The sequence below is a fragment of the Microbacterium dauci genome, assembly GCF_030065535.1.
Classification (GTDB): domain Bacteria; phylum Actinomycetota; class Actinomycetes; order Actinomycetales; family Microbacteriaceae; genus Microbacterium; species Microbacterium dauci.
Genome location: NZ_JASJND010000005.1, coordinates 1 through 21992, shown reverse-complemented (window position 1 = coordinate 21992; position 21992 = coordinate 1). Strand labels below are relative to the sequence as shown.

22 protein-coding genes and 1 other annotated feature are annotated in these 21992 nt (G+C 67.5%); of the genes, 8 read left to right on the top strand and 14 right to left on the bottom strand.

The annotated features are described in order from the left end of the window. Positions 1-3: 3 nt before the first annotated feature. A complete protein-coding gene (locus QNI14_RS07335; protein WP_283715860.1) occupies positions 4-996 on the bottom strand; it encodes a LacI family DNA-binding transcriptional regulator in 993 nt (330 codons plus the stop codon). A 103-nt stretch (positions 997-1099) separates the two neighbouring features. Between QNI14_RS07335 and QNI14_RS07330 the strand changes: the two genes are divergently transcribed. The 7 genes from QNI14_RS07330 to QNI14_RS07300 all read left to right on the top strand — a co-directional run bounded on the left by QNI14_RS07330 (position 1100) and on the right by QNI14_RS07300 (position 8924). Beyond that, positions 1100-1456 (top strand): L-rhamnose mutarotase, encoded by a 357-nt coding sequence (locus QNI14_RS07330; RefSeq protein WP_283715859.1) that lies wholly within the window; start codon positions 1100-1102, stop codon positions 1454-1456. Continuing rightward, positions 1453-2619 carry an L-rhamnose isomerase gene (gene rhaI, locus QNI14_RS07325; RefSeq protein WP_283715858.1) on the top strand — a complete coding sequence of 389 codons (1167 nt, stop codon included), beginning with the start codon at positions 1453-1455 and terminating at the stop codon, positions 2617-2619. The genes QNI14_RS07330 and rhaI overlap by 4 nt, the downstream gene beginning before the upstream one ends. Before the next feature lie 124 nt (positions 2620-2743). Further along, on the top strand, positions 2744-3589 hold the full coding sequence (locus QNI14_RS07320) for an alpha/beta hydrolase fold domain-containing protein (protein WP_283715857.1): 846 nt from the start codon (positions 2744-2746) through the stop codon (positions 3587-3589). A gap of 25 nt (positions 3590-3614) precedes the next feature. After that, a complete protein-coding gene (locus tag QNI14_RS07315; protein WP_283715856.1) occupies positions 3615-5651 on the top strand; it encodes a bifunctional aldolase/short-chain dehydrogenase in 2037 nt (678 codons plus the stop codon). 118 nt (positions 5652-5769) lie between these two features. Next, a complete protein-coding gene (locus QNI14_RS07310; RefSeq protein WP_283715855.1) occupies positions 5770-7191 on the top strand; it encodes a rhamnulokinase in 1422 nt (473 codons plus the stop codon). A gap of 15 nt (positions 7192-7206) precedes the next feature. Next, positions 7207-8451, top strand: coding sequence for an alpha-hydroxy acid oxidase (locus QNI14_RS07305; protein WP_283715854.1), 1245 nt, complete (start codon positions 7207-7209; stop codon positions 8449-8451). Between the two features lie 305 nt (positions 8452-8756). Further along, on the top strand, positions 8757-8924 hold the full coding sequence (locus QNI14_RS07300) for a hypothetical protein (protein WP_167760736.1): 168 nt from the start codon (positions 8757-8759) through the stop codon (positions 8922-8924). A gap of 100 nt (positions 8925-9024) precedes the next feature. Here the strand turns inward: QNI14_RS07300 and QNI14_RS07295 are convergent, their stop codons facing one another. The 6 genes from QNI14_RS07295 to istA all read right to left on the bottom strand — a co-directional run bounded on the left by QNI14_RS07295 (position 9025) and on the right by istA (position 13697). After that, positions 9025-9210, bottom strand: a complete 186-nt coding sequence (locus QNI14_RS07295; protein WP_032495303.1) for a hypothetical protein — start codon at positions 9208-9210, stop codon at positions 9025-9027. A gap of 331 nt (positions 9211-9541) precedes the next feature. Next, positions 9542-9832 carry a hypothetical protein gene (locus QNI14_RS07290; protein WP_283715852.1) on the bottom strand — a complete coding sequence of 97 codons (291 nt, stop codon included), beginning with the start codon at positions 9830-9832 and terminating at the stop codon, positions 9542-9544. A 245-nt stretch (positions 9833-10077) separates the two neighbouring features. Continuing rightward, positions 10078-10812 carry a GAF and ANTAR domain-containing protein gene (locus QNI14_RS07285; RefSeq protein WP_283715850.1) on the bottom strand — a complete coding sequence of 245 codons (735 nt, stop codon included), beginning with the start codon at positions 10810-10812 and terminating at the stop codon, positions 10078-10080. 38 nt (positions 10813-10850) lie between these two features. Continuing rightward, entirely contained in the window at positions 10851-11063 is a 213-nt protein-coding gene (locus QNI14_RS07280) for a hypothetical protein (RefSeq protein ID WP_283715849.1), read from the bottom strand. 142 nt (positions 11064-11205) lie between these two features. Continuing rightward, positions 11206-12024: an IS21-like element helper ATPase IstB gene (gene istB, locus QNI14_RS07275; protein WP_283715848.1), complete on the bottom strand. Its 819-nt coding sequence runs from the start codon at positions 12022-12024 to the stop codon at positions 11206-11208. Continuing rightward, positions 12021-13697 carry an IS21 family transposase gene (istA, locus tag QNI14_RS07270; protein WP_283715847.1) on the bottom strand — a complete coding sequence of 559 codons (1677 nt, stop codon included), beginning with the start codon at positions 13695-13697 and terminating at the stop codon, positions 12021-12023. The genes istB and istA overlap by 4 nt, the downstream gene beginning before the upstream one ends. Before the next feature lie 536 nt (positions 13698-14233). On the opposite strand from istA, the gene QNI14_RS07265 reads away from it, so the two are divergent. Continuing rightward, positions 14234-15534, top strand: a protein-coding gene (locus QNI14_RS07265; RefSeq protein ID WP_283715845.1) for an IS3 family transposase whose coding sequence is annotated in 2 segments (ribosomal slippage) — positions 14234-14528 and positions 14528-15534 — 1302 coding nt in all. Because the reading frame shifts where the segments join, the coding sequence is not laid out codon by codon here. Beyond that, positions 14512-14664, top strand: a sequence feature (AL1L pseudoknot). It overlaps the preceding gene by 153 nt. Positions 15535-15561: 27 nt before the next feature. Here QNI14_RS07265 and QNI14_RS07260 read toward each other — a convergent pair. The 7 genes from QNI14_RS07260 to QNI14_RS07230 are packed head-to-tail and all read right to left on the bottom strand — an operon-like array spanning position 15562 to position 21884. Further along, positions 15562-15789: a GntR family transcriptional regulator gene (locus tag QNI14_RS07260; protein WP_283715844.1), complete on the bottom strand. Its 228-nt coding sequence runs from the start codon at positions 15787-15789 to the stop codon at positions 15562-15564. Positions 15790-15838: 49 nt separating this feature from the next. After that, positions 15839-16654, bottom strand: a complete 816-nt coding sequence (locus QNI14_RS07255) for an ABC transporter ATP-binding protein (RefSeq protein WP_228178107.1) — start codon at positions 16652-16654, stop codon at positions 15839-15841. Further along, positions 16651-18063, bottom strand: a complete 1413-nt coding sequence (locus QNI14_RS07250) for an amidohydrolase family protein (protein ID WP_195691670.1) — start codon at positions 18061-18063, stop codon at positions 16651-16653. The genes QNI14_RS07255 and QNI14_RS07250 overlap by 4 nt, the downstream gene beginning before the upstream one ends. Further along, complete coding sequence (gene add, locus QNI14_RS07245; protein ID WP_228178106.1) at positions 18060-19088, bottom strand: adenosine deaminase; 1029 nt, start codon at positions 19086-19088, stop codon at positions 18060-18062. The genes QNI14_RS07250 and add overlap by 4 nt, the downstream gene beginning before the upstream one ends. Positions 19089-19090: 2 nt before the next feature. Continuing rightward, complete coding sequence (locus tag QNI14_RS07240) at positions 19091-19882, bottom strand: ABC transporter permease (RefSeq protein ID WP_283715842.1); 792 nt, start codon at positions 19880-19882, stop codon at positions 19091-19093. Then, entirely contained in the window at positions 19879-20598 is a 720-nt protein-coding gene (locus tag QNI14_RS07235) for an ABC transporter permease (protein ID WP_283715841.1), read from the bottom strand. Before QNI14_RS07235 ends, QNI14_RS07240 begins: the two co-directional genes overlap by 4 nt. 59 nt (positions 20599-20657) lie before the next feature. Further along, entirely contained in the window at positions 20658-21884 is a 1227-nt protein-coding gene (locus QNI14_RS07230; RefSeq protein ID WP_283715840.1) for an ABC transporter substrate-binding protein, read from the bottom strand. Positions 21885-21992: the final 108 nt, after the last annotated feature.

Genomic DNA, 21992 nt, shown 5'->3' with positions numbered 1-21992 from the left:
TGCTCAGCCGCCGGTGGAGGCGCGGACGACGAGCTCGGGGCGGAAGCGGATGCGCTGCGGCGCGGCATCCGGGTCGGCGAGCGCGGCGAAGAGCGCGTCGACGGCGGCAGCGCCGATCTCGCGCGCCGGCTGGCGCACCGAGGTGAGCGGCACGACGGTCGCCTGCGCGAAGTCGATGTCGTCGTAGCCGACGAGGGCGATGTCGTCGGGCACGCGGAGGTCACCGAGGATGCCGGCGCCCTGCAGCACGCCGACGGCGAGCAAGTCGTTCGCGCAGAAGACGCCGTCCGGCCGGTCGGCGGGGGCGCGGTGGGCGAGCTGTTCGCCGACGTTCCGCCCGGCGAGCACCGTGAGCGACGGCGTCTCGATGACCTCGAGCGTCGCATCGGGCACCGCCGCGATCGCGCGACGTGCGCCCTCGAGTCGGTCGGCGACCTGTCGGATGGATGCCGGTCCCCCGGCGAACGCGATGCGTCGACGCCCGCGCTCGAGCAGGTGCCCGACCGCGAGCGCGCCGCCCTCGACGTCGTCGACCGCGACCGAGGGGACGTCGGCACCCTCATCCTCGGCGTCGAGGAGGACGAGCGGGATCCCGAGGTCACCGAACGCGGTCGCGTCGGACACCGGAGTCAGCAGCACGCCGTTCACCCGCTGCTCGCGGAACAGGTCGAGGTAGGCGGCCTCTCGCCCGGGGAGTTGGTCGCTATTGCCGACGAGCACCGAGACGCCGTGGTGCGCAGCGCGCTCCTCTGCGCCGCGGGCGACCTCCGCGAAGAACGGGTTCGCGGTGTCGAGCACGACGAGCCCCAGGCTGCGGCTGCGCCCGGCGCGCAGTTGCCGGGCGGCGTCGTTGCGCACGAACCCGAGCTCGGCGATCACCTCGTGCACGCGCTCGACGGTCGCGGCCGCGACCTTCTCGGGCCGGTTGAGCACATTCGACACCGTGCCGACCGACACCCCAGCCGCTTTCGCGACGTCCTTCACACTCGTTGCCACTACCGGTCCCGCCTTGACGTCTGATTCGTTTCAGACTACGGTGTGAATCGTTTCAGGTCTCGATGCCGGCCCGCGGAGGTCCGGCCTCCCACAAAGGAGTGACATGACCCGCGTGGCCTTTCAGCTGCAGGTCGACCCGGCGCTCCTCGACGAGTACATCGCCCGACACACGCCGGTCTGGCCAGAGATGCTCGCCGAGATCGCGGCATCCGGTCGGCGCAACTACTCGCTCTTCCTCGGCGCCGGCGGCCGACTCTTCGGTTACTACGAGGTCGACGACGACGCGGCCGCGCAGGCGTACCTCGCCGCCTCCCCCGTCGCCGCGGCATGGGAAGCCGAGATGGCCCCGTTCTTCATCGGCCTCGCCGGTCGACCCGACCAGGCGGCCACCCCGCTCACCGAAGTCTTCAACCTGCACGACCAGTCGGCGGCCTCCGCCGCAGAAAGCGACCCCTCATGACGACGCTGTCCCCAGAGATCCTCACCCAGCTCGAAGGCCAGGGCATCGAACTGCCCAGCTGGGCCTTCGGCAACTCCGGCACCCGCTTCCGCGTCTTCGCGACGCCCGGCACGCCCCGCGACCCGTTCGAGAAGATCGCGGATGCCGCCCAGGTCAACCGCTACACGGCGCTCGCCCCGAGCGTCGCGCTGCACATTCCGTGGGACAAGGTCGACGACTACGCCACCCTCCGCCGTCACGCCGAGGACCTGGGTGTCGAGCTCGGCACCGTCAACTCGAACACGTTCCAGGACGAGGACTACAAGTTCGGCGCTCTCACCCACCACGACGAACGCATCCGCCGCAAGGCGATCGACCACCACCTCGAGTGCATCGACATCATGGATGCCACGGGGTCGCGCGACCTCAAGATCTGGCTCGCCGAGGGGTCGAACTACCCGGGTCAGAACGACATGCGCGGCCGCCAGGACCGCCTGCAGGACTCGCTCCAGCAGATCTACGCGCGCCTCGGCGAGGAGCAGCGTCTCGTCCTCGAGTACAAGTTCTTCGAGCCGGCGTTCTACCACACCGACGTTCCGGACTGGGGGACCTCCTACGCCCAGGTGGCATCGCTCGGCGACAAGGCCATGGTCTGCCTCGACACGGGTCATCACGCGCCCGGCACGAATATCGAGTTCATCGTCATGCAGCTCCTGCGCCTCGGAAAGCTCGGTTCGTTCGACTTCAATTCGCGCTTCTACGCCGACGACGACCTCATCGTGGGCTCGGCCGACCCGTTCCAGCTATTCCGCATCCTCACCGAGGTTGTCCGAGGCGGCGGCCTGAACAACCCCGATGTCGCGTTCATGCTCGACCAGTGCCACAACATCGAGGACAAGATCCCGGGCCAGATCCGCTCGGTGCTGAACGTCCAGGAGATGACGGCACGCGCGCTGCTCGTCGACCGCGATGCGCTCACCGCGGCGCAGACCGCGAACGATGTGCTCGGCGCCAACGCCGTGCTGATGGACGCGTTCTACACCGACGTGCGGCCCGCCCTCGCCGAGTGGCGCGAGTCGCGCGACCTGCCCGCTGACCCGATGGCCGCGTATGCGGCATCCGGCTACCAGCAGACCATCGCCGACGACCGCGTCGGCGGCACGCAGGCCGGCTGGGGCGCCTGACCCGACCACCGGTGGCGCGGGATGCCGATCCCTGCGCCACCGGTTCCCACCCCCACCGTTCGCCCGACACGACGCACCGCCGACACCCGGACGCCGTGACCGGTGATGACTCGAGGAGCAGAGCATGAGCGACACACCCGCACCGTTCGGCGCAGCCGACGGCCTCGTGCGCGTGTACCCCGCCGGGCTGGCGGAACGCCCGACACCCGGCCTGCTCTGGCTGCACGGCGGCGGCTTCGCCGGCGGCGACCTCGACATGCCCGAGGCCGACCACGTCGCGCGCACGCTCGCGAGTGCGGGTATCACGGTGTGCTCGGTCGACTATCGACTCGCCCCGCTTCCTGCAGGATCCCCGGCTCCGGAAACCTCGCGAGTGCGTGCGCACTATCCAGCGGCATCCGACGACGCCCTGACGGCGTGGGAGTGGATGCTCACCGAGTCCGCGACACTCGGCGTCGACCCCGCACGCCTCGCGATCGGCGGCGCCAGCGCCGGCGGGAACATCGCCGCCGGCGCGACGCTGCGACTCGTGCACTCCGGCCGCACCGCCCCCGCGCTCGTCATGCTCGCCTACCCCACGCTCCTCGCCGTGCAGCCCGACCCCGACGCAGCGCTCCGCCGCGCCCTCGACGCCCAGCCCGCGGCCGATCGGTTCGGCCCCGACGTCGTCCTGCCGATGTACGAGAACTACCTCGGTGGCCCAGTGGATGCCGCGCCGATCGCCGCGATCCCCGGACGCGCGACGGCCGACGAGCTCGCCGACTTCCCGCCGACGCTCATCGTCGCCGGTGAGGTCGACGAGCTCCGCGTCTCGAGCGAGCATTTCGCCCGCACGCTCGCCGATGCCGGCCGGAGCGTCGACCACATCGTCGAGCCGGGCACCGATCACGGATACCTCAACCGGCCCGCAGACGGCCCTGCCGCCTCCCTCACCCTCGATCGTTTCGCTGCGCGCCTCGCCGCGCTCTGACCCGCACCGCACCGAAGGAACACCCATGACGAACCCGACCGCCGCCGACCTCATCGCTCGCAGCAACCGCCTCGGCGCAGACCCGAAGAACACGAACTACGCCGGCGGCAACACCTCGGCGAAGGGCACCGACATCGACCCGGTGACGGGCGAGCCCGTCGAGCTCCTCTGGGTGAAGGGCTCGGGCGGCGACCTCGGCACGCTCAAGCCCGAGGGCCTCGCCGTGCTGCGCCTCGACCGCATGCGTGCGCTCGTCGACGTCTACCCCGGCCTCGACCGCGAAGACGAGATGGTCGCCGCGTTCGACTACTGTCTGCACGGCAAAGGTGGCGCAGCCCCCTCGATCGACACCGCGATGCACGGACTGGTGGATGCCGCCCACGTCGACCACCTGCACCCCGACTCCGGCATCGCCATCGCGACCGCCGCCGACGGCGAGGCGCTGACCACCACGATCTTCGGCGAGAAGGTCGTCTGGGTGCCGTGGCGTCGCCCGGGCTTCCAGCTCGGCCTCGACATCGCTGCGATCAAGGCCGCGAACCCCGCCGCGATCGGCTGCATCCTCGGCGGTCACGGCATCACCGCGTGGGGCGACACCTCCGACGAAGCCGAGCGGAACTCCACCTGGATCATCGACACCGCTGCCGCCTACATCGCCGAGCACGGCGCCCCGCAGCCGTTCGGCGAGGTCCGGGCCGGATTCGAGGCACTGTCGGACGACGAGCGGCACGCCAAGGCCGCGGCCCTCGCGCCGACGATCCGCGGACTCGCCTCGACCGACAAGCCCATGGTCGGCCACTACACCGACGGCGACGTGGTGCTCGACTTCTTGGCATCCGAGAAGGCACCTGCCCTCGCCGAGCTCGGCACGAGCTGTCCCGACCACTTCCTGCGCACCAAGGTGAAGCCGCTCATCCTCGACCTGCCGGCGACCGCCTCGGTCGAGGAGTCCATCGCGCGCCTGCAGGAACTGCACGTCGCCTACCGCGCCGACTACCAGGCGTACTACGACGCCCACGCCGACTCCTCTTCGCCGGCCATTCGCGGCGCCGACCCGCTCATCGTCCTCGTCCCGGGCGTCGGCATGTTCAGCTACGGCGCGAACAAGCAGACGGCGCGCGTGGCCGGTGAGTTCTACGTGAACGCGATCAACGTCATGCGCGGCGCCGAGGCACTTTCGACCTACTCGCCCATCTCCGACGCCGAGAAGTTCCGGATCGAGTACTGGGCGCTCGAAGAAGCGAAGCTGCAGCGGATGCCGAAGCCCAAGACCCACCAGGGTCGCATCGCGTTCGTGACGGGCGCGGCATCCGGTATCGGCAAGGCCATCGCCACGCGTCTCGCGGCTGAGGGCGCGTGCGTCGTCGTCGCCGACCTCGGCCTCGAGAAGGCGCAAGCCGCCGCGGCCGAGCTCGGCGGCACGGATGTCGCGATCGGTGTGGCGGCGAACGTGGCGGATGCCGCGGGCGTGCAGGCCGCGATCGACGCGACGGTCCTCGCCTTCGGCGGCATCGACCTCGTCGTGAACAACGCCGGCCTGTCCCTGTCGAAGCCGCTGCTCGAGACCACCGAGAAGGACTGGGACCTGCAGCACGACGTCATGGCGAAGGGCTCGTTCCTCGTGGCGAAGGCCGCTGCGAAGGCGCTCATCGAGCAGAAGCTGGGCGGCGACGTCATCTACATCTCGTCGAAGAACTCGGTCTTCGCCGGCCCGAACAACATCGCGTACTCCGCGACGAAGGCCGACCAGGCTCACCAGGTGCGGCTGCTCGCCGTCGAACTCGGCGAGCACGGCGTGCGCGTCAACGGCATCAACCCCGACGGCGTCGTCCGCGGTTCGGGCATCTTTGCCGCCGGCTGGGGCGCGAACCGCGCCGCGACCTATGGCGTCAAGGAAGAGGACCTCGGCCAGTTCTACGCGAACCGCACCATCCTCAAGCGCGAGGTCGTGCCCGAGAACGTCGCCGACGCCGTCTACGTGCTGACCGGCCCGGAGCTCAGCCGCACCACCGGCCTGCACATCCCGGTCGACTCCGGCGTCGCCGCCGCGTTCCTGCGATGACCGCGCTTCTGCTCGGCGAACGCGCCGCTTCTTGCCGAGTGCGCCGCCTGTTGCGCGACAACACGGGGCGCACTCGAAACGAAGGGGCGCACTCGGCGCGCGTGGTAGGGGCGGCGACGTGACCGCGCAGACCGTCGCCGCGGTCGACCTCGGGGCGACGAGCGGGCGCGTCATCGTCGGGCGCGTCGGCCCGGGCGTCCTCGAGACGACGACGGTCGCGCGCTTCGCCAACGACCCGGTGCGCCTCACCGACGGCCTGCACTGGAACCTCGTCGGGCTCTACGACTCCGTCCTGCAGGGGCTCCGCGAGGCGCTGCGCCCGTCAACCGAGGGGGACGGCGTCGCCAGCATCGGCGTCGATTCGTGGGCGGTCGACTACGGTCTCATCCGCGGCGGACGCCTGCTCGGCGAGCCGTTCCACTACCGCGACGAGCGCACCGCTCGCGGGGTCGAGGCCGTGCACACGCGGCATCCGCACGCCGAGCTCTTCGCCCGCAACGGCCTGCAGTTCCTGCCGTTCAACACGCTGTACCAGTTCGCCGCCGAAGACCCCGAGGTGCTCCGCCTCGCCGACCACGCGCTGCTGATCCCCGATCTCATCGGGTTCTGGCTCACCGGGCAGGCCCGCACCGAGCGCACCAACGCATCGACGACGGGCCTGCTGCGCGCCGACACCGGGGAGTGGGATGCCGAGTTGCTGGCGTCCGCCGGCATCACGCCCTCGCTGCTCGCACCGCTGATCGCGCCCGGCGAGACGCTCGGCGCGCTGTCGCGCGACGTCGCATCGGTACTCGGCGGCACCGCACCGGTCACCGCCGTCGGCTCGCACGACACGGCTTCGGCGGTCGTCGCGGTGCCGATGTCGTCGCCAGATGCCGCGTACATCTCGTGCGGCACGTGGGGGCTCGTGGGCGTCGAAACGCCGCGGCCGGTGCTCACGCCCGCGGCGCGCGAGGCGGGGTTCACGAACGAGGGCGGTGTCGACGGCCGCATCCGCCTGCTCCGCAACGTGATGGGGCTGTGGATCCTCAGCGAAGCCGTCCGCGGCTGGCAGCGCGAGGGCCACGCCGTCGACCTGCCGACGCTGCTCGACGCCGCCGAAGAGGTCGCCGGCGAGGTCGCCGTCTTCGACGTCGACGACCCGCGGTTCCTGCCGCCGGGCGACATGCCCGCGCGGATCGCCGCCTGGTGCAACGAGCACGGCGTCGCCGCGCCCCGCACCCGCGCCGAGTTCGCGCGCAGCATCATCGAGTCGCTCGCGCGTGCCTTCGCCGACACCGCGCACGAAGCCGGACGCGTCGGCGGCGTCGACGTGAAGGTGATCCACATCGTCGGCGGCGGGGCCCTCAACGAGCTGCTGTGCCGCCGCACCGCCGACCTCGCGGGCGTGCCCGTGCTCGCCGGCCCTGTCGAAGCGACCGCACTGGGGAATATCCTCGTGCAGGCACGCGCCGCCGGCCTCGTGGCCGGCTCCCTCGAATCCCTCCGCGACCTCGTCGCCCAGACCCACCACCCCCGCCGCTACGAGCCGCGGGCGTAACCAAAGGACCCGCACATGGTTCAGCGCCAGTTCCCGAAGCCCCTCGAGCTCCTCGAGCTCATGCAGTTCAAGAAGCCCGAGCTCAACGGCACGAAGCGTCGATTGGATGCCGCGTACACGATCGACGACCTCCGCAAGATCGCCAAGCGCCGCACCCCGAAGGCCGCGTTCGACTACACCGACGGCGCCGCCGAGGGCGAGACCTCGCTCGCGCGTGCGCGGCAGGCGTTCCAGGACGTCGAGTTCCACCCCGACGTGCTGCGTCCCGCCGCCGAGGTCGACACGTCCGTCGAGATCCTCGGCGGGCCGTCGGCACTCCCGTTCGGCATCGCGCCGACCGGGTTCACGCGACTGATGCAGACCGAGGGCGAGACCGCCGGTGCGAGCGCGGCCGGAGCCGCCGGCATCCCGTTCACCCTCTCGACGCTCGGCACGACCTCGATCGAGGGCGTCAAGGCGGCGAACCCCAACGGGCGTAACTGGTTCCAGCTGTACGTCATGCGCGACCGCGAGATCTCGTACGGCCTCGCCCGCCGCGCCGCCGAGGCCGGATTCGACACCCTGCAGTTCACGGTCGACACCCCGATCGCGGGTGCCCGCCTGCGCGACAAGCGCAACGGCTTCTCGATCCCGCCGCAGCTCACCCTCGGCACGATCGTCAACGCGATCCCCCGGCCGTGGTGGTGGATCGACTTCCTCACCACGCCGAAGCTCGAGTTCGCGTCGCTCTCGGCGACCGGCGGCACCGTCGGCGACCTGCTCAACGCGGCGATGGACCCGACGATCAGCTACGAGGACCTCAAGGTCATCCGCGAGATCTGGCCCGGCAAGATCGTCGTCAAGGGCGTCCAGAACGTCGAGGACTCGAAGCGCCTCATCGACCTCGGCGTCGACGGTCTCATCCTGTCGAACCACGGCGGCCGCCAGCTCGACCGCGCGCCGATCCCGTTCCACCTGCTGCCGACCGTCGTCCGCGAGGTCGGCAAGGACGCCACCGTCATGGTGGACACCGGCATCATGAACGGCGCCGACATCGTGGCATCCCTCGCCCTCGGCGCGAAGTTCACGCTCATCGGCCGCGCGTACCTCTACGGCCTGATGGCCGGCGGGCGCGCGGGCGTCGACAAGACGATCTCGATCCTCCGCAGCGAGATCGAGCGCACCATGACGCTCCTCGGCGTCTCGTCGGTCGCCGAGCTCGAGCCCCGCCACGTCACACAGCTGACGCGCCTCGCCCCGATCCCCCGCCCCGGCGCCTGAGGCCGGCGGCTGGCCGCCCGCCGCGGCCCGACGCGGCGTGCGGCATCAGCAGCAACAACTCCGGAACATCTCGCGTCGTGGCTTGCTCACGTGGCGGAAATCGGCGGGAGTGCAGCCTCCACCCGTCCGGATCTCCGGAGTTGTTGCAGCCGTGGTCGCGGCATCCGCTCGCCGTCGCCGTTCACAACTCCTCAAAACCGGGCCGAACCCGCCCCGAGACCCCGGTTTCACCGCGTTGCGGCCCCGAGCATGAGGAGTTGTGAACGCGGCCCTAGGCCGTGTTGATCAAGTCTGATTTGATCCAGATGAGCGTCGCGGCGGAGCAGACGGCGGCGGTGTTCGCCGGCACGTGGCTAAACGTGCTCGGGTGGGCGGTCATCCTTCTCGTGGCCGCGAGCCTGGCCGTTGTCGGCGTCATCGAGAACGTCAACATTCGAGCGGGCAAGAAGTACAAGCCGCGGCCGCGCAGCTGACCGTGCTCGAGCGGGGAACTCGCGGCCCGCGTTGGAGCGGGGTCGAGGGGATCTCCCTCTCGTGTGGGCCGGCCCGGTCAGGGTCAGCCCACCGCCATGATCAGAGCGTGAGCGTGTGCAGCACGGTCGCCGCGGTGCCGGTGGGCGTGCCGTAGGACGTGGCGTGCAGCGTCGCGGCGCGGTTAGTGATGAGGCTGAGGGCGACAGGTTCTTCCTCGGACTCGTCGGTCGCGTCGCCGGGTTCGTCTTCCCATTCGCGCAGCACACGCCCGTCGACATCGACCACACGCCACAGCCCCCCATAGGTGGGCGACGGGACCGGTCCTCTCGTACTTGAACACCAGGGCCGTCGCGGTGGGCCAGCCGTGCGCGGCCGCAGCGACGATCAGCGCGTACGCGGCCGCGGCGACCTGATCGACGTCGCCGGATGCCGTGGGCGGCGTCGACGGCGGCTTCAGCCTCGCGCAGCGCCCCGGTGTGTATCCCCACACGTCGACGTCGACGGCGGGTGTCGTGGTGGTGGTCATGGTAAGCCTTCCTTCTGCAGCTGAGGGTGATGCGGCAGGATAATGCCGCGGGTGACGCGGCCCGGCGTAAGCCGGTCCCCGTCCGGTTGATCAGGCGAGGAGCGCGCCGCGCACCGGGACGGTGGCGATGTGCTCGACGGCAACCTGTGCGCTGTCCGCGGTGTGGAGCTTGCGGAGGACCACCCACGGGCTCCCCTCCCCGTACGCCTCGCCACGGGTGAGCACCTGGAACCCGTTGTCGATGTGTTCCTGCTCGACGGCGGCGAGGCGGGCCTTTTCCGCGGCGTTGTCGCGGAGGCTCTGCGCGGTGTGCTCGAACTGGGTCAGGTCGGTGGTGGCGACCTCGACCAGGTGCGCGCGGGCGTCGGCTGAGTATGTCAACCTTTCTTGGCCCCACTAGGGCGTCTATATCTGGCCCCTGCAGATGTGGATCATTCCTTAGACGAGCGGCCGTGCGCTTTATTGCTGCGGCGAACAATGAGGAGGCTGGTCACCCGGGAACCGGCGGGAGGGCGGCTATGAAGTGGCGTATGGAACGGAGCTGAACACTTTGAGTGCTTGGGATGTCGGCGGGCAGTGAAGCCCTGTTGAATCCACTGCTTCAGAGATCGGTTAGTGAGCGGGGGTCAGTCTTCGAAGTATGTTGTCTTTCCGTCTGCTCCGGAGACGCGGCTGACGATGTCTTCTGCCACGGTGTTGAGTTTTTGGTTCCGGTGGCTGGAGGTTCGCCGAAGGATTTCGATGGCTTGTTCCTTGGAGCATTGGTTTTGGGCCATGATCATCCCACAGGCCAAATCGATGGCGGTCCTGCTTTCCAACGCGGCCCGTAAGTTGCCCGCGAGGTCGTCGGCTGCGCTGATTCTGATGGCCAGGCGGAGGGCTTGGCTGGCGATATCGGCAAAAACCGTGGCGTCTTTGATCGTGTTTTGAGTGAATACACCAGTGGCTGGGGAAAAGAAGTTCACGGCAGCGCTGGCATCTGTCCCCAGTTGAAGGGGAATGCCCAGAACGCTGCGGCACCCTGATGCAGCCAGTTCCTGGCAGTACGTGGGCCAGCGGGGATCGGTGGAAACATCAGTGAGCAGAACGGCGGTACCAGTCCGCAGTGCTTGCCTGCAGGGTCCGTCGCCCAACCGTTGTTCGATGCCGTCGAGCAGGATTGCGTCATCGCTGCTGCCGGCAATCGTGGTGCTGCGTTTGCGCCGGACCAACGTGACAGCGCTTTCGATCCGTTCGCCGGTGCCCTTGGACATCGTGGCTGCTGCGAGACCGGACATGCCATCCAGGAAGCCCTTAATGTCTTCGGTTGCGACCAGGGCATGTAACCGCGCAGAGTTTCCGTCGTTTTCCTGCCCAGTCATGGGACAAACTTACGGTCGCTGCAGCAAAGGCACAACACTCACCGTCCGAAGCGTCTCTCCTGCAGTTCGAGGAGGGCGTCGGAGAGCAACTCGGCGTCGATCATGCTGATCTGCATCAGCCCGTGAACGTATGCCTCCAGTTCCAGAGGCCCAGCGGTCCCGCCGACTGCATAAAATGCTATCCAGAGATCGTCCGGTGTGATGCTGCCCTCTGTCAGCAGACTCCGGGTTCTTCTGCGGATCTCCTCCATGCACTCATGCTAAAAACTGCGCGCAGCGCCATGCAAGGCTCCTGGGCAGGGAGAGCACGCTTTTTGTGCCAGCAAGTTTTCCGGACTCGACATGTTGCACGTTGTTCGTTCCCGCTCCTGGAAGGCCTGGCCGCAGAGGCGATTAGCTGGCGGTTTGATGTGCGATGGTGTGGGCGAGTCGGTAGGAGTCGGTGCCGGTTTCGATGATGGCGCCGTTGAAGGTCAGCCGGTCTACGATCGCGGCGCAGAGACGCGGATCTGTGAAGGTTTTGGTCCAGCCTGAAAATGATTCGTTGCTCGCGATGGCGATGGAGTTTTTCTCCTCCCTTTCGGTGAGGACTTGGAAGAGGAGTTCTGCGCCGCGACGGTCCAGTTCCATGTAGCCAAGTTCGTCAATGCAGAGCAGGTCGACGCGGCCATAGCGGGCGATGGTTTTGGCCAGGACTTTCTCGTCGGCGGCTTCGATGAGTTCGTTCACGAGCCTGGTGGCGAGCGTGTATTTGACCCGGTAACCTTTTTCGGCCGCGGCGGTGCCGAGCCCGATAAGCAGGTGGGATTTGCCAGTGCCGGAGTCCCCGATCAGACACAGGGGCGAGCCTTTGCGGATCCAGTCCCCGGTGGCGAGCGTATGGATGGTGGCGGGGTTGATGTTCGGGTTCGCGTCAAAATCGAAGTCCCCGATCCATTTATCCCGGGGAAAGTTCGCAGCTTTCACTCGGCGGACGGAAGAACGCCGATCCCTGTCATCACACTCAGCCAGCAGCAGCTCGGCCAGGAAGCCTTGATAGCTCAGTTGTTCTTTCCCGGCGACGGTCAGGGCTTCATCCAGAACCCCACGGATGGTGGGCAAGCGCAGCCGGCGGCAGGCCTGGTCCACCGCGGCGACCGCTGCGTGTTCGGTCAAGCCGCGCCGTCGGCGCAGGGTCGGAGTGATGGTGGCGGCCGGTGCTGTGGGGCTCATGAGATGTTCTCCTTCGACGCAGGTCCTGCAGGGTGTTCGGTGCGTTTGGCCAGCAGCTCGTCATAGGCACTGACCGACGGCAGGGGCCGGGCATCTGCCGGGAGCCCGGCGATGACGGCGGCGGGGTCCATGAGCCGGCGCCGGGTGAGACTGACAACCCGTTGCACTTTCAATTCGCCCTGAGCACCGCGATGACGGTCCGAACCGGCCCCACCCCGGAAAGATGCCGTTGCGTGTCTGCGGGCTTCAACTGCGACAACGTCAGCACTGACAGCTCCCACTCCCAGCGCCGCGGTGATCCCTGCATAGATGTCTCCTGCGTCCATCGAGCGGTGCAGCAGCAGGACGTCGATGAGTTCACGGGTCCCCTCGGCATCGCCGTTGACCCGGCGGGAAGCGGCCCAAAAGGCCTCATGCGCGTTGGTGAACGCCCCGGATTCCCGTGCCCTGGCCAGAGCAGTGGAGCCGGGGAGGGCGCCGGGTTTGGTTTTGAGTACTTCGAGATAGTGATCCAGCTGGACCGACTGCCCCGGCCGGGCGGCGACCCGCTGATGCCTGGCGACCACAGTGCGGCCGTCGAACACCACGACCTCAGACGCCCGCAACGAGACCCGGACCCTCCGGCCGATGAACCGGGCCGGGACGGAGTACTTCACCATCCGGACCGTAACCATCGAGGACCTATCAACTCGAGGGTTCAGCACCAGACCCGGATCAAATTGCTCCGCCGGCAACGAGGCCAGGAACGGCCGTTCAATTTCGAAGTCCTGACCGATGGTGCGGATCCTGTCATTGATTCGCCGGAAATCGTCCTGTGCTTCCCAGGCCCGTATCCGGTCGTTGAGCTCGTCCAGGGATTCAGCGACTGGCATCGGCGAGAGTCTGTTGCGCCGGAACCAACCCACTTCTCCTTCAACCCCGCCCTTTTCATGGGCCCCTGCGATGCCAGGCTGGCAATAGAAGGGATCGAAGCCGTAGAACGATCGGAACAACACCCACCGGTCGTTCTCTTGGCGCTGCCGGCCTTGCCCGAACACCACTGCGGTGACCGCGCTGGTGAGATTGTCGTAGCGGATGTGTTTGGTCGGGATGCCGCCAAGAATGTTAAAGGCCTCGATATGGCCTTCGAGAAAGGCTTCCTGGGCTTGGGTCGGGTAGATCCGGTGGATGGCTCTGCCCGAATGCGATAGCCGGAAGATGAACATGTGACACTTCGTCTTTACCCCGTTCAGCACGACATAGACCTCGCCGAAGTCCACCTCGGCTTCTGCGCCTGGCGCGTGTTCCTGAGGAACAAACACCTCGACGCGGCGTCCGGCCTCCACATCAATCTGGGCCCGGCGGACCCTGACGTAATCACGCACCGTGGAATACGAGAGCTCCTGCGCGCCGTGCTCTTCGATGAGCCGGGCCAGGATCCTTCGTGCGGTATGGCGCTGCTTCCGCGGAGCCGTCGTATCCTCGATCAACATCGCGTCGATCGCTGCCTTGAACGGCTCCAGCCTCCAGGACACGCCTTGTCTCGGTTTGCGCCCCGGCGGTGAGGCAGACTCCAGAGCCTGCCTCACCGTCCTCCGGTGAACCCTATGCCGGACCGCCAGCGCACGAACCGATAAACCCTCAACCCGGGCGTCCCTTCGGATCTGCGCGAACAACTCCACTCTCGACTCCATCCAGACCAGCCTTCCGCCGCATCCATCCACTGATGAATCCAACGTTGAAGGTGGGGCCACAAATAACCGTCACAAGGTGCCCGGCGAGTCACAAAGTGGGGCCAGAAATAGCCGTCCTACCGGGGCCATCCAAACCTGTCACAGTCAGTCGGCGGCGTCCTCGAACTCCAACAGCACCGCCGCCTGATCGAGCGTCAGCGAGTGCTCGTGCAGCGCGGACGTGACGGTCGCGGACTCCGCGACGGCGAGGCCCTTCTTCACCGCGTCGGTCTTGGTGCCGGTGCGCTTGGCGATCTGCGCGGCACTGATGCCCTCGAACGCCAGCTACGCCTCGGATTGGCCGGCATACGCATTGCACATGTCGAGAGACAACGCGGAGTTCAACGCGCGATTCTCCACCTTGGCTACAAAGCACCATCCTCGACCGCGACGGACTGAGCACGCGTGAGGACCGCCGTGAAGTGACCAGGTTCGTCGGCGAAAGTGAAGCGCCCCGGGTCTGATGGAGGCTCTCAAACCAGTGAAGGATGAGAGTCATGGCAGCACCACGGAAGTACAGCGAGGAGCTCAAGGAGCGCGCGACGCGGATGGCGCTCGACGCGCGACGAGATCCCGCGACGAAGACCGGAGCGATCAAGCGGATCGCCGACCAGCTCGATATCCATCCCGAGGCCCTGCGCACTTGGGTCAGGCAGGCCGAGATCGACGCCGGTGAAGCGCCCGGCACGACGACCGCGGACACGCAGAAGATCGCCGACCTCGAGCGGGAGGTCCGCGAGCTGCGGCGGGCGAACGAGATCCTGAAGACCGCGTCGGCTTTTTTCGCGGCCGCGGAGCTCGACCGCAAGCTGAAGTAACCGAGGTGCCCACCGCGGTGCTCGTCGACTACATCGATGAGCACCGCGACCGGTTCGGGGTCGAGCCGATCTGCCACGTCCTGCGTGACGCGGGCCTGAAGATCGCCCCGAGCACCTACTACGCCGCCAAGACGCGCCCGCCGTCTGCCAGAGCGGTCAGAGACGAGCAACTGAAAGCCGACATCGCGGCTGTCCATGCCGACAATCTCGGCGTCTACGGGGCGCGGAAGATCCACGCCGAGCTGAACCGGGAAGGCGTCTCGGTTGCCCGTTGCACCGTCGAGCGACTGATGCGCGAGCTCGGCTTGCGAGGGCTTCGGCGCGATAAGCAGGTCAAGACCACCTCGGGTGATGGCGCGGAGACGGAGCGGCCAGCGGATCTCGTCGGACGAGCGTTCACCGCGACGGCACCGAACCAGCTCTGGGTCGCGGATCTGACCTATATCCGCACCCATGCCGGATGGGTCTACGCGGCGTTCGTGATCGACGTGTTCAGCAGGCTCGTCGTCGGCTGGCAGGTGTCCACGAGCCTGCGTACGGACCTCGCGCTCGACGCGCTCGATATGGGGCTCTGGCAGCGCCGCCGGAACGGGCAGGACACGACCGGGCTCGTCCACCACAGCGACCGAGGAGTCCAGTATCGCGCCATCCGCTACACCGAGCGCCTCGCCGAAGCCGATGCCGTCGCTTCCGTTGGAAGCAAAGGCGATTCGTATGACAACGCGATGGCCGAAGCGTTCAACTCGCTGTTCAAGGGCGAGTGCATCCGGAACCCAGCGATGCGGCCGAAGGGCGGCTGGGCGTCGATCCGCGATGTCGAGATCGCCGTCGCCGAATATGTCGACTGGTTCAACCAGCGGCGACTGCACGGCGAGATCGGGCACGTCCCGCCGGCCGAGTTCGAGCGGTCGCATTGGGCATCGCTCGACGCGACCCGATACGCTCACGAGCAGGTTCCGATCGGAGCCGGTTCCAGATAACCGAGCCTCCACGAAACCCGGGGCGCTTCACTCGGGCTGGGCGACTATTGCACCCTTGTATTTGCGCAACTCGAGAAAGCGCTGCTGCTCCAGCACCTGAAAGGCCTCGCGCACGGGTACTCGGGAGACGTCGAAATCGGAAGCAATCTCCTCCTCGCGAAGCCGGCTGCCGGGAACGTACGAGCCATCGATGATCCGTCCCCGGATCGCGGCGGCAATCACGTCGCGCAGGGGAAGCCCAGCACGAGAAGCCATGCTCCTCACTCTAGGGACCAACCCCGCCAGATGCCGAGTTCCGGTCGCCTCAGCTGGATGCTCCCCCGCTTGCGGACGATTCCGCCTCCGTCGCGTCCAGTCGCGCGTTCAGCCCGTCGACGATGCGATGCAAGCGATCATCCCGCAGCAGATCCGGCTCACGGGGTCGCTCGAACCCCACTTCGACGACATCGGCGACCTGCGCCGGTCTGGCGCTCAGCACGACGACTCGGTCGGCGAGGAACACCGCCTCCTCGACGCTGTGCGTGACGAGGAGCGTCGTGATGCGCAACCGCGTCCACACCGCCTGCAGCTCCACATTGAGTCGTCGTCGCGTCACCGCGTCGAGCGCTCCGAACGGCTCGTCCAGAAGCAGAACGGAGGGATCCAGAGCCAGAGCCCGCGCGATCGAGACTCGTTGACGCATCCCGCCGGAAAGCTGGGACGGGCGCGCATCGGCGAAGCCCCGGAGTCCGACCAAGTCGATCAGATCATCTACCTGGTGCCGATCGACGTCACGGCCCGCGACTCGGAAAGGGAGCTCAATGTTCTTGCGCACCGTCAACCACGGCAGCAGTGCGTGGTCCTGGAACGCGACACCCAGGCGATGATCGCGCGCGAGGACTCGCGGATGCTCACCGGCGATCGTCACGGACCCCGAAGTCGGCTCGTCAAGTCCGGCAATCATCCGCAAGATCGTCGACTTCCCCGAGCCCGACGGGCCGATGAGCGCGACGAACTCCCCCTCGGCGATCTCCAGGTCTACCCGCTTGATCGCCTGGACCGACGCTCCGCGCTTCAGCCGGAACGACTTCGAGACCGCCTCGACCCGCACGCTGCGCCCGAGAGGCGCGCCGGCGTTCATCGGCCCACCTGGAGTCGTGCGCGGTCCGCGATGCCGCGGGAACGCTCCGAGGCCTCCCGCACCAGGGCCGCGAGGTCGCCGTCAGCGCCAAGGAAGGTAGGAACGCCGCGTTCGACGACGACCCGACCGTCGACTATCACGGTACGTACCGCGACCGTGGGTTGCAAGAATACGAGCGCCGCGTACAAGTCGGCCGCGGGCGTCATCCGCGGCTCCTCCAGATCAAGGATGACGAGGTCGGCGCGCTTGCCGACCTCGATCGATCCGATCAGGTCATCCATACCCAGAACCCGCGCTCCCTCGATCGTTGCCATTTCCACGACCCGCTGCGGACTGATCGCCCCCGGGTCACGACTCACCGCGCGGTGCAGGAGCGCCAGGAGCTTCATCGAACCGAAGAGATCGACCGCATCCGAGCAGTTCGCATCGTCCGTGCCGATCCCCATCGGGATGCCCGCCCGGAGCATTCGCGGAACCGGCGCGACCCCGGCGCCTAGAAAGGCGTTGCTCGCCGGCTGCGTCGATACCCGGGTGCCCGATTCTGCGAGCAACCGGATCTCACGATCGGAGACGTCGATGCAGTGCGCCGCGAGCAACCTCTCATCGAGCGCACCGACGCTGTCGAGATACTCGACCGCGCCCATCATGTGCTGCACGCGCTCCCGCTCGTCCTCGGCGACGTGCATCGTCCACATGGTTCCGCGCTCGCGCGCGATCTGTCGGCTCCGCTGCAGGGCGCGTCGGGAGACGATTCCGGGGATCGCCGGCGACGGCCACACTCGGATCCGACCCTCACCGGCCCTGTCGTACCTCCGCACGATCTCATCGAGGTCGGCCAAGACGCGATCGGTGTCGACGAAGATGTCGCTGTCCGGAACGTCCGGGGCCTTCGCACGGACCGCGCCGAGATAATCCTCGAAACCCGGCGCAGGCTGGTCGGCGAACATGCGAGCGTATACAGCGCGGATGCCGCTCTCGACGAGGGCCTCGACAGTGCTCGCCGCGGTGGAGACCATGGAACGCGTTCCAGCATCCTCGTTGTCAACGATCGTCGTCACACCGTTCATCAACGCCTCCGTCGCGAACAGCAAGGTCGCGCACCGGATGTCGTCGTTCTCGTACACGCTCAGGCCCGGGTACAGCACGTTGTAGAGCCACTCGTAGAGTGGCCGATCGTGGGAGTAGCCGCCGCGAAGCAGGATCTGCGGCACATGGGTGTGCGCGTTCACGAGTCCCGGGATCACCGCGCGCCCCGCCGCCTCGATCACCCGCGAGCCGACGGGAATCTCGACGTTCGATCCCACTGCGACGATCTCGCCGTCCTCGACCAACACGGTCGCCCGCTCGAGGTCGCGGCGCTCATCGTCCATCGTCAGCACTCGCGCGTCAACGATCGCCACCGCGCTCATGCCCGCGCCTCCTCGCCGGCTGCCACCGCATCGAGCTCCGCGAGCAGCGCGCTACGACGGTCATCGTCGCAGAAGGCCGACTCGATCGATGTTCGCGCGATGGCGAGAAGGTCATCGCGCTGCCAGCCGAACGCCCGCGCGGTCGCGGCGTACTCCTGGTCGAGAATCGATCCCAGGGCAGTGCCGTCGTCGGTGTTGAGGCTGATCCGCACCCCGGCTTGCCGCAACTCCTCGACTGGATGCGCGGCCCGGCTCTCGGTAAATCCAAGAGCGACGTTCGACCCCGGGCAGATGCCGAGCGGGATGCCTCGGTCGGCGATCTCGGCGACCAGCGCCGGTTCCTCGATCGCGCGGAAGCCGTGATCGATACGATCGGCCATCAGGAGGTCGATCGCATCGCGGACACCCTCGGGACCACTGGACTCCCCTGCGTGAACGGTCCGGTAAATGCCACGGGATGCCGCGCGGCGGAAAGTGTCGGCGAACCTTGCGGACACACGCCCGGCAACCGCTTCGTCGCCGTCGATCGACAGGGCGACCACCCGCGGATGGTCCCGCTCCAGCATCCAATCCAGCAGTTCATCGGCCTCAGCGGCGGATTGCTGGCGCAACAAGCTCAGGCACAGGCCAGTCGACGGGAGTCCGTCCTGTTCCGCCTCTCGCCATCCGGCGTCGAGGGCGTCGACGAGTCCCGCGATATTTCCGCGCCAGGCCTCCCAGTGGGTCGGGTTGATGATCACGTCGGTGTAGCGGATGCCGCTGGCCGCCTGCCTCTGGGCGAACCGATAGGCGACGGATGCCGCGTCGTCGGCGGTCCTGACCAGCGACGCACCCCAGTCGAGGAACTGGAGAAATTCGGTGAGTCCGTCGAAATCGAAGAGCTGCTCGGCCGGTCGGCGAAGGGGCACCCCGTACTTGCCGGCCAGTCGCATCAGCTCCTCCCGGTCGATGCATCCGTCCAGGTGCACGTGGACCTCGGCTTTGGGTACCGTCCGTACCCAAGCCTCGTCGATGTTGTCGTTCACGATCATCCCTTCCCATTACTGCTGTCGTGATAAGCCGCTTCGAGCCACCGCGTCACGGCCGAAGCCAGCCCGAAGAATGCGAGAGAGAGCACTGTGGCGACGATGGCGGCACCCCAGGATCGCGACATGTCGTAGGAGACCCGCGACACCACGAAGAGCTGCCCGAGACCCGACGACCCGACGACGAACTCGGCGAGCAGCACCCCGACCACCGACCCGACCGCAGAGAGCCGGAACGCCTCCAAGAGCGAAGGGACCGCGGCCGGGAGATCGAGCCGCCGGAACCTCGTCCATCTCGAGGCTCCCAGCACCGTCAGCAGGTCCTGCTTGCTGCGCGAGGCGGAGGCCAGACCGCGCGACACCAGGACGAACGCTGGAAAATACGCGACCAGTGTGGCGACGACCAGCACGGTCGGCGTTCCGTAACCGACAATCCGCGCGAAGATCGGAACCATCGCCACCATGGGAACAGCGCGGACGATCAGCACCGCGGGCCGCACCGCCGCACGCACGACTCCTGAGAGATGGGCCGCGATGGCGAGTCCGATGCCAAGCAGTTGTCCCAGGACGAGACCCGTCGCGGCCAGCCCGGCGCTCACCGTGAGGTCGGGAAGATACGCATCCGGATGTCCGACCAGGTCGGCGAGAACACTCGCCGGGGAGGGCATGACGACCCGGTTGACCTGCCCGATCACGACCCACAGCGCCCACGCGGCGACGATCGCCACGACCGCCACGTTGTCCCAGGCGAACCGGGCGACCGCTCGCCCGATAGCCGTCACGCGCGCGTTCACAGCCCGAACCTCGCCGCGCTCCGCCGGGCGAGTGACGCAGCGCCGCCGTAGACGATGCTGGCGGGCACTGCGGTCAGGACCCCCGCCGCCCACAGCAACGGGATGTCGTAGTTCTGCATCGAGTTGATCAGCAGGGGCCCGATGCCCCGGGCGGAGCCGAACCACTCGCCGATCACCGCCCCCAACAGGGCCGCGGGAATCGCCAGCTGAAGAGCCGCGAACACCGCTGGGAGCGCCGCGGGCGCTTCCAGCTGCGCGAGCACCGCGATCCGCCGGGCACCCAGTACGGCAAACAGGTCCTCCTGCGCCGCCCGTCGGGTCCACAGCGCGGAGCAGATGACGACAAAGGCAGCGAAGTAGGCCGCTGTCGCCGCCAGCGCCGCGGGCACGACGGCGCGGGGCAGAAGGACCATGAGCAGCGGGCCGAGGGCGACGACCGGAACCGCCTCGACGAGAACCGCGAAGCGCTCCGCCGGGCGACGCGTGACCGGCATCAGGCGGGAGAGCACCGCGGTCGCCACCGCGGCGCTGATTCCGATCACGCCGCCGAGAAGCCCCTCCTGGACGGTCACCCCGAGCGCCCCCCACAACCTCGGCGCACGCGCGGGATCGACGATCACCCACAACACGTCGGTGAGGGGTGGCCAGGAGGTGGAGAGGACCCCGGTCCGGCCGATGATCTCCCACGCCGAGGCGAAGAGGAGCACGCCGATCACGATCTCGATGGTCTTTCGGGACCGCGTCGCCGTGCCGACCGGACCGAGGTCCTGCACAGTCATCGGAGCAGGGTTGCCGATCCGCCGAAGACCTCGTCGAGCAGCGATTCGTCAACGTAAGTCGCGACATCAGGAAGATCGGTCATGCCCGCAGCCCGCAGGATCGGGTACATCTTCTGCTCGATGTCCTCCGCCGAGATCCGCAACAGACCCGACTCCGCGGTGAGATCGCTCGTCGTCATCGGGATCTGATTGATGTTCTCCTTGATCTGCTGGCTCAGCGAGAGTCCCAGGTCGGCTCCCCACACGTCGACCGCGAGCTGCGCGGCCACTTCGGGGTCGTCGGCGTTCTTCTCCCAGCCCTTCACGGTAGCCCGCAACCAGGCGACAACCAGGTCGCGGTTCTCTTCCAGGTAGGTGCGGTCGACGAAGATCATGTTGGAGTAGACATCCAGACCCAGGTCCTGCCACGACACGCTGGTGTAGTCCACACCCTGCTCTTCGAGGATGAGTCCCTGGTTGGTGGCGAAGGCGACGCTCCCGTCGACGTCTCCGTTCACGAGCGCTTGCACGTCGTAGCCGATCGGCACGAACTCGTAATCCGGCTCTAGCCCGTTGATGGTGAAGATGGCATCCAGTTCACGCTGCTGCCCCTGGGGGCTTCCGATGCGCTTGCCGATCATGTCCTCGACCGAGTTGATCGGGTTCTCGGAGAGCGACAGGATTGCCAATGGGCTCTCCTGGTAGACAGCACCGACGAGCACCACGTCGGCTCCCTCCGACACGGCGTCGATGAACGAGGTGAAGTTCGTATCGAGTCCGATCGGTGCGTCACCGGATGCGACGATCTGAACGGTGTTGGAGACGTTGGGGCCGCCCGGCAGCCATTCGGCGACGATGCCCTCCTCCGCGTAGTAGCCCTCGCTCTCGGCGATCCACATTCCGGCGAACTCCACGTTGGTGACCCAGTTCAGCTGTGTCGCCACGACCGGAAGGGACTCTTCCTCGGTCGATGGCTCCGCCGCACAACCGGCGATCGTCAGCATCCCCACCATGGCCGCACCCGCCCAGGCGAGACGCCTATCGCGGTGGCTTGAAGTCTTCATAAGCCTCTCAATTCTCGCGGCAATCATGACGCGATCTCTCGCGTTTTGTATACGATCCATGCTCGCTGGCTGTCGTTGCGCGGGCATGGCCTGAACATTTCCAGCGTGTAAAAGATGCTGCGCCGCCCGCAGGGGCGGGTCACCGGCGCCGTTCCCGGCACTGAAGCGTTCGGCGAGCACCCCGAAGTCAGGCGGTCGCTGCGATCCTCAGGTGAAGCGCCCCGGGTCTGATGGAGGCTCTCAAACCAGTGAAGGATGAGAGTCATGGCAGCACCACGGAAGTACAGC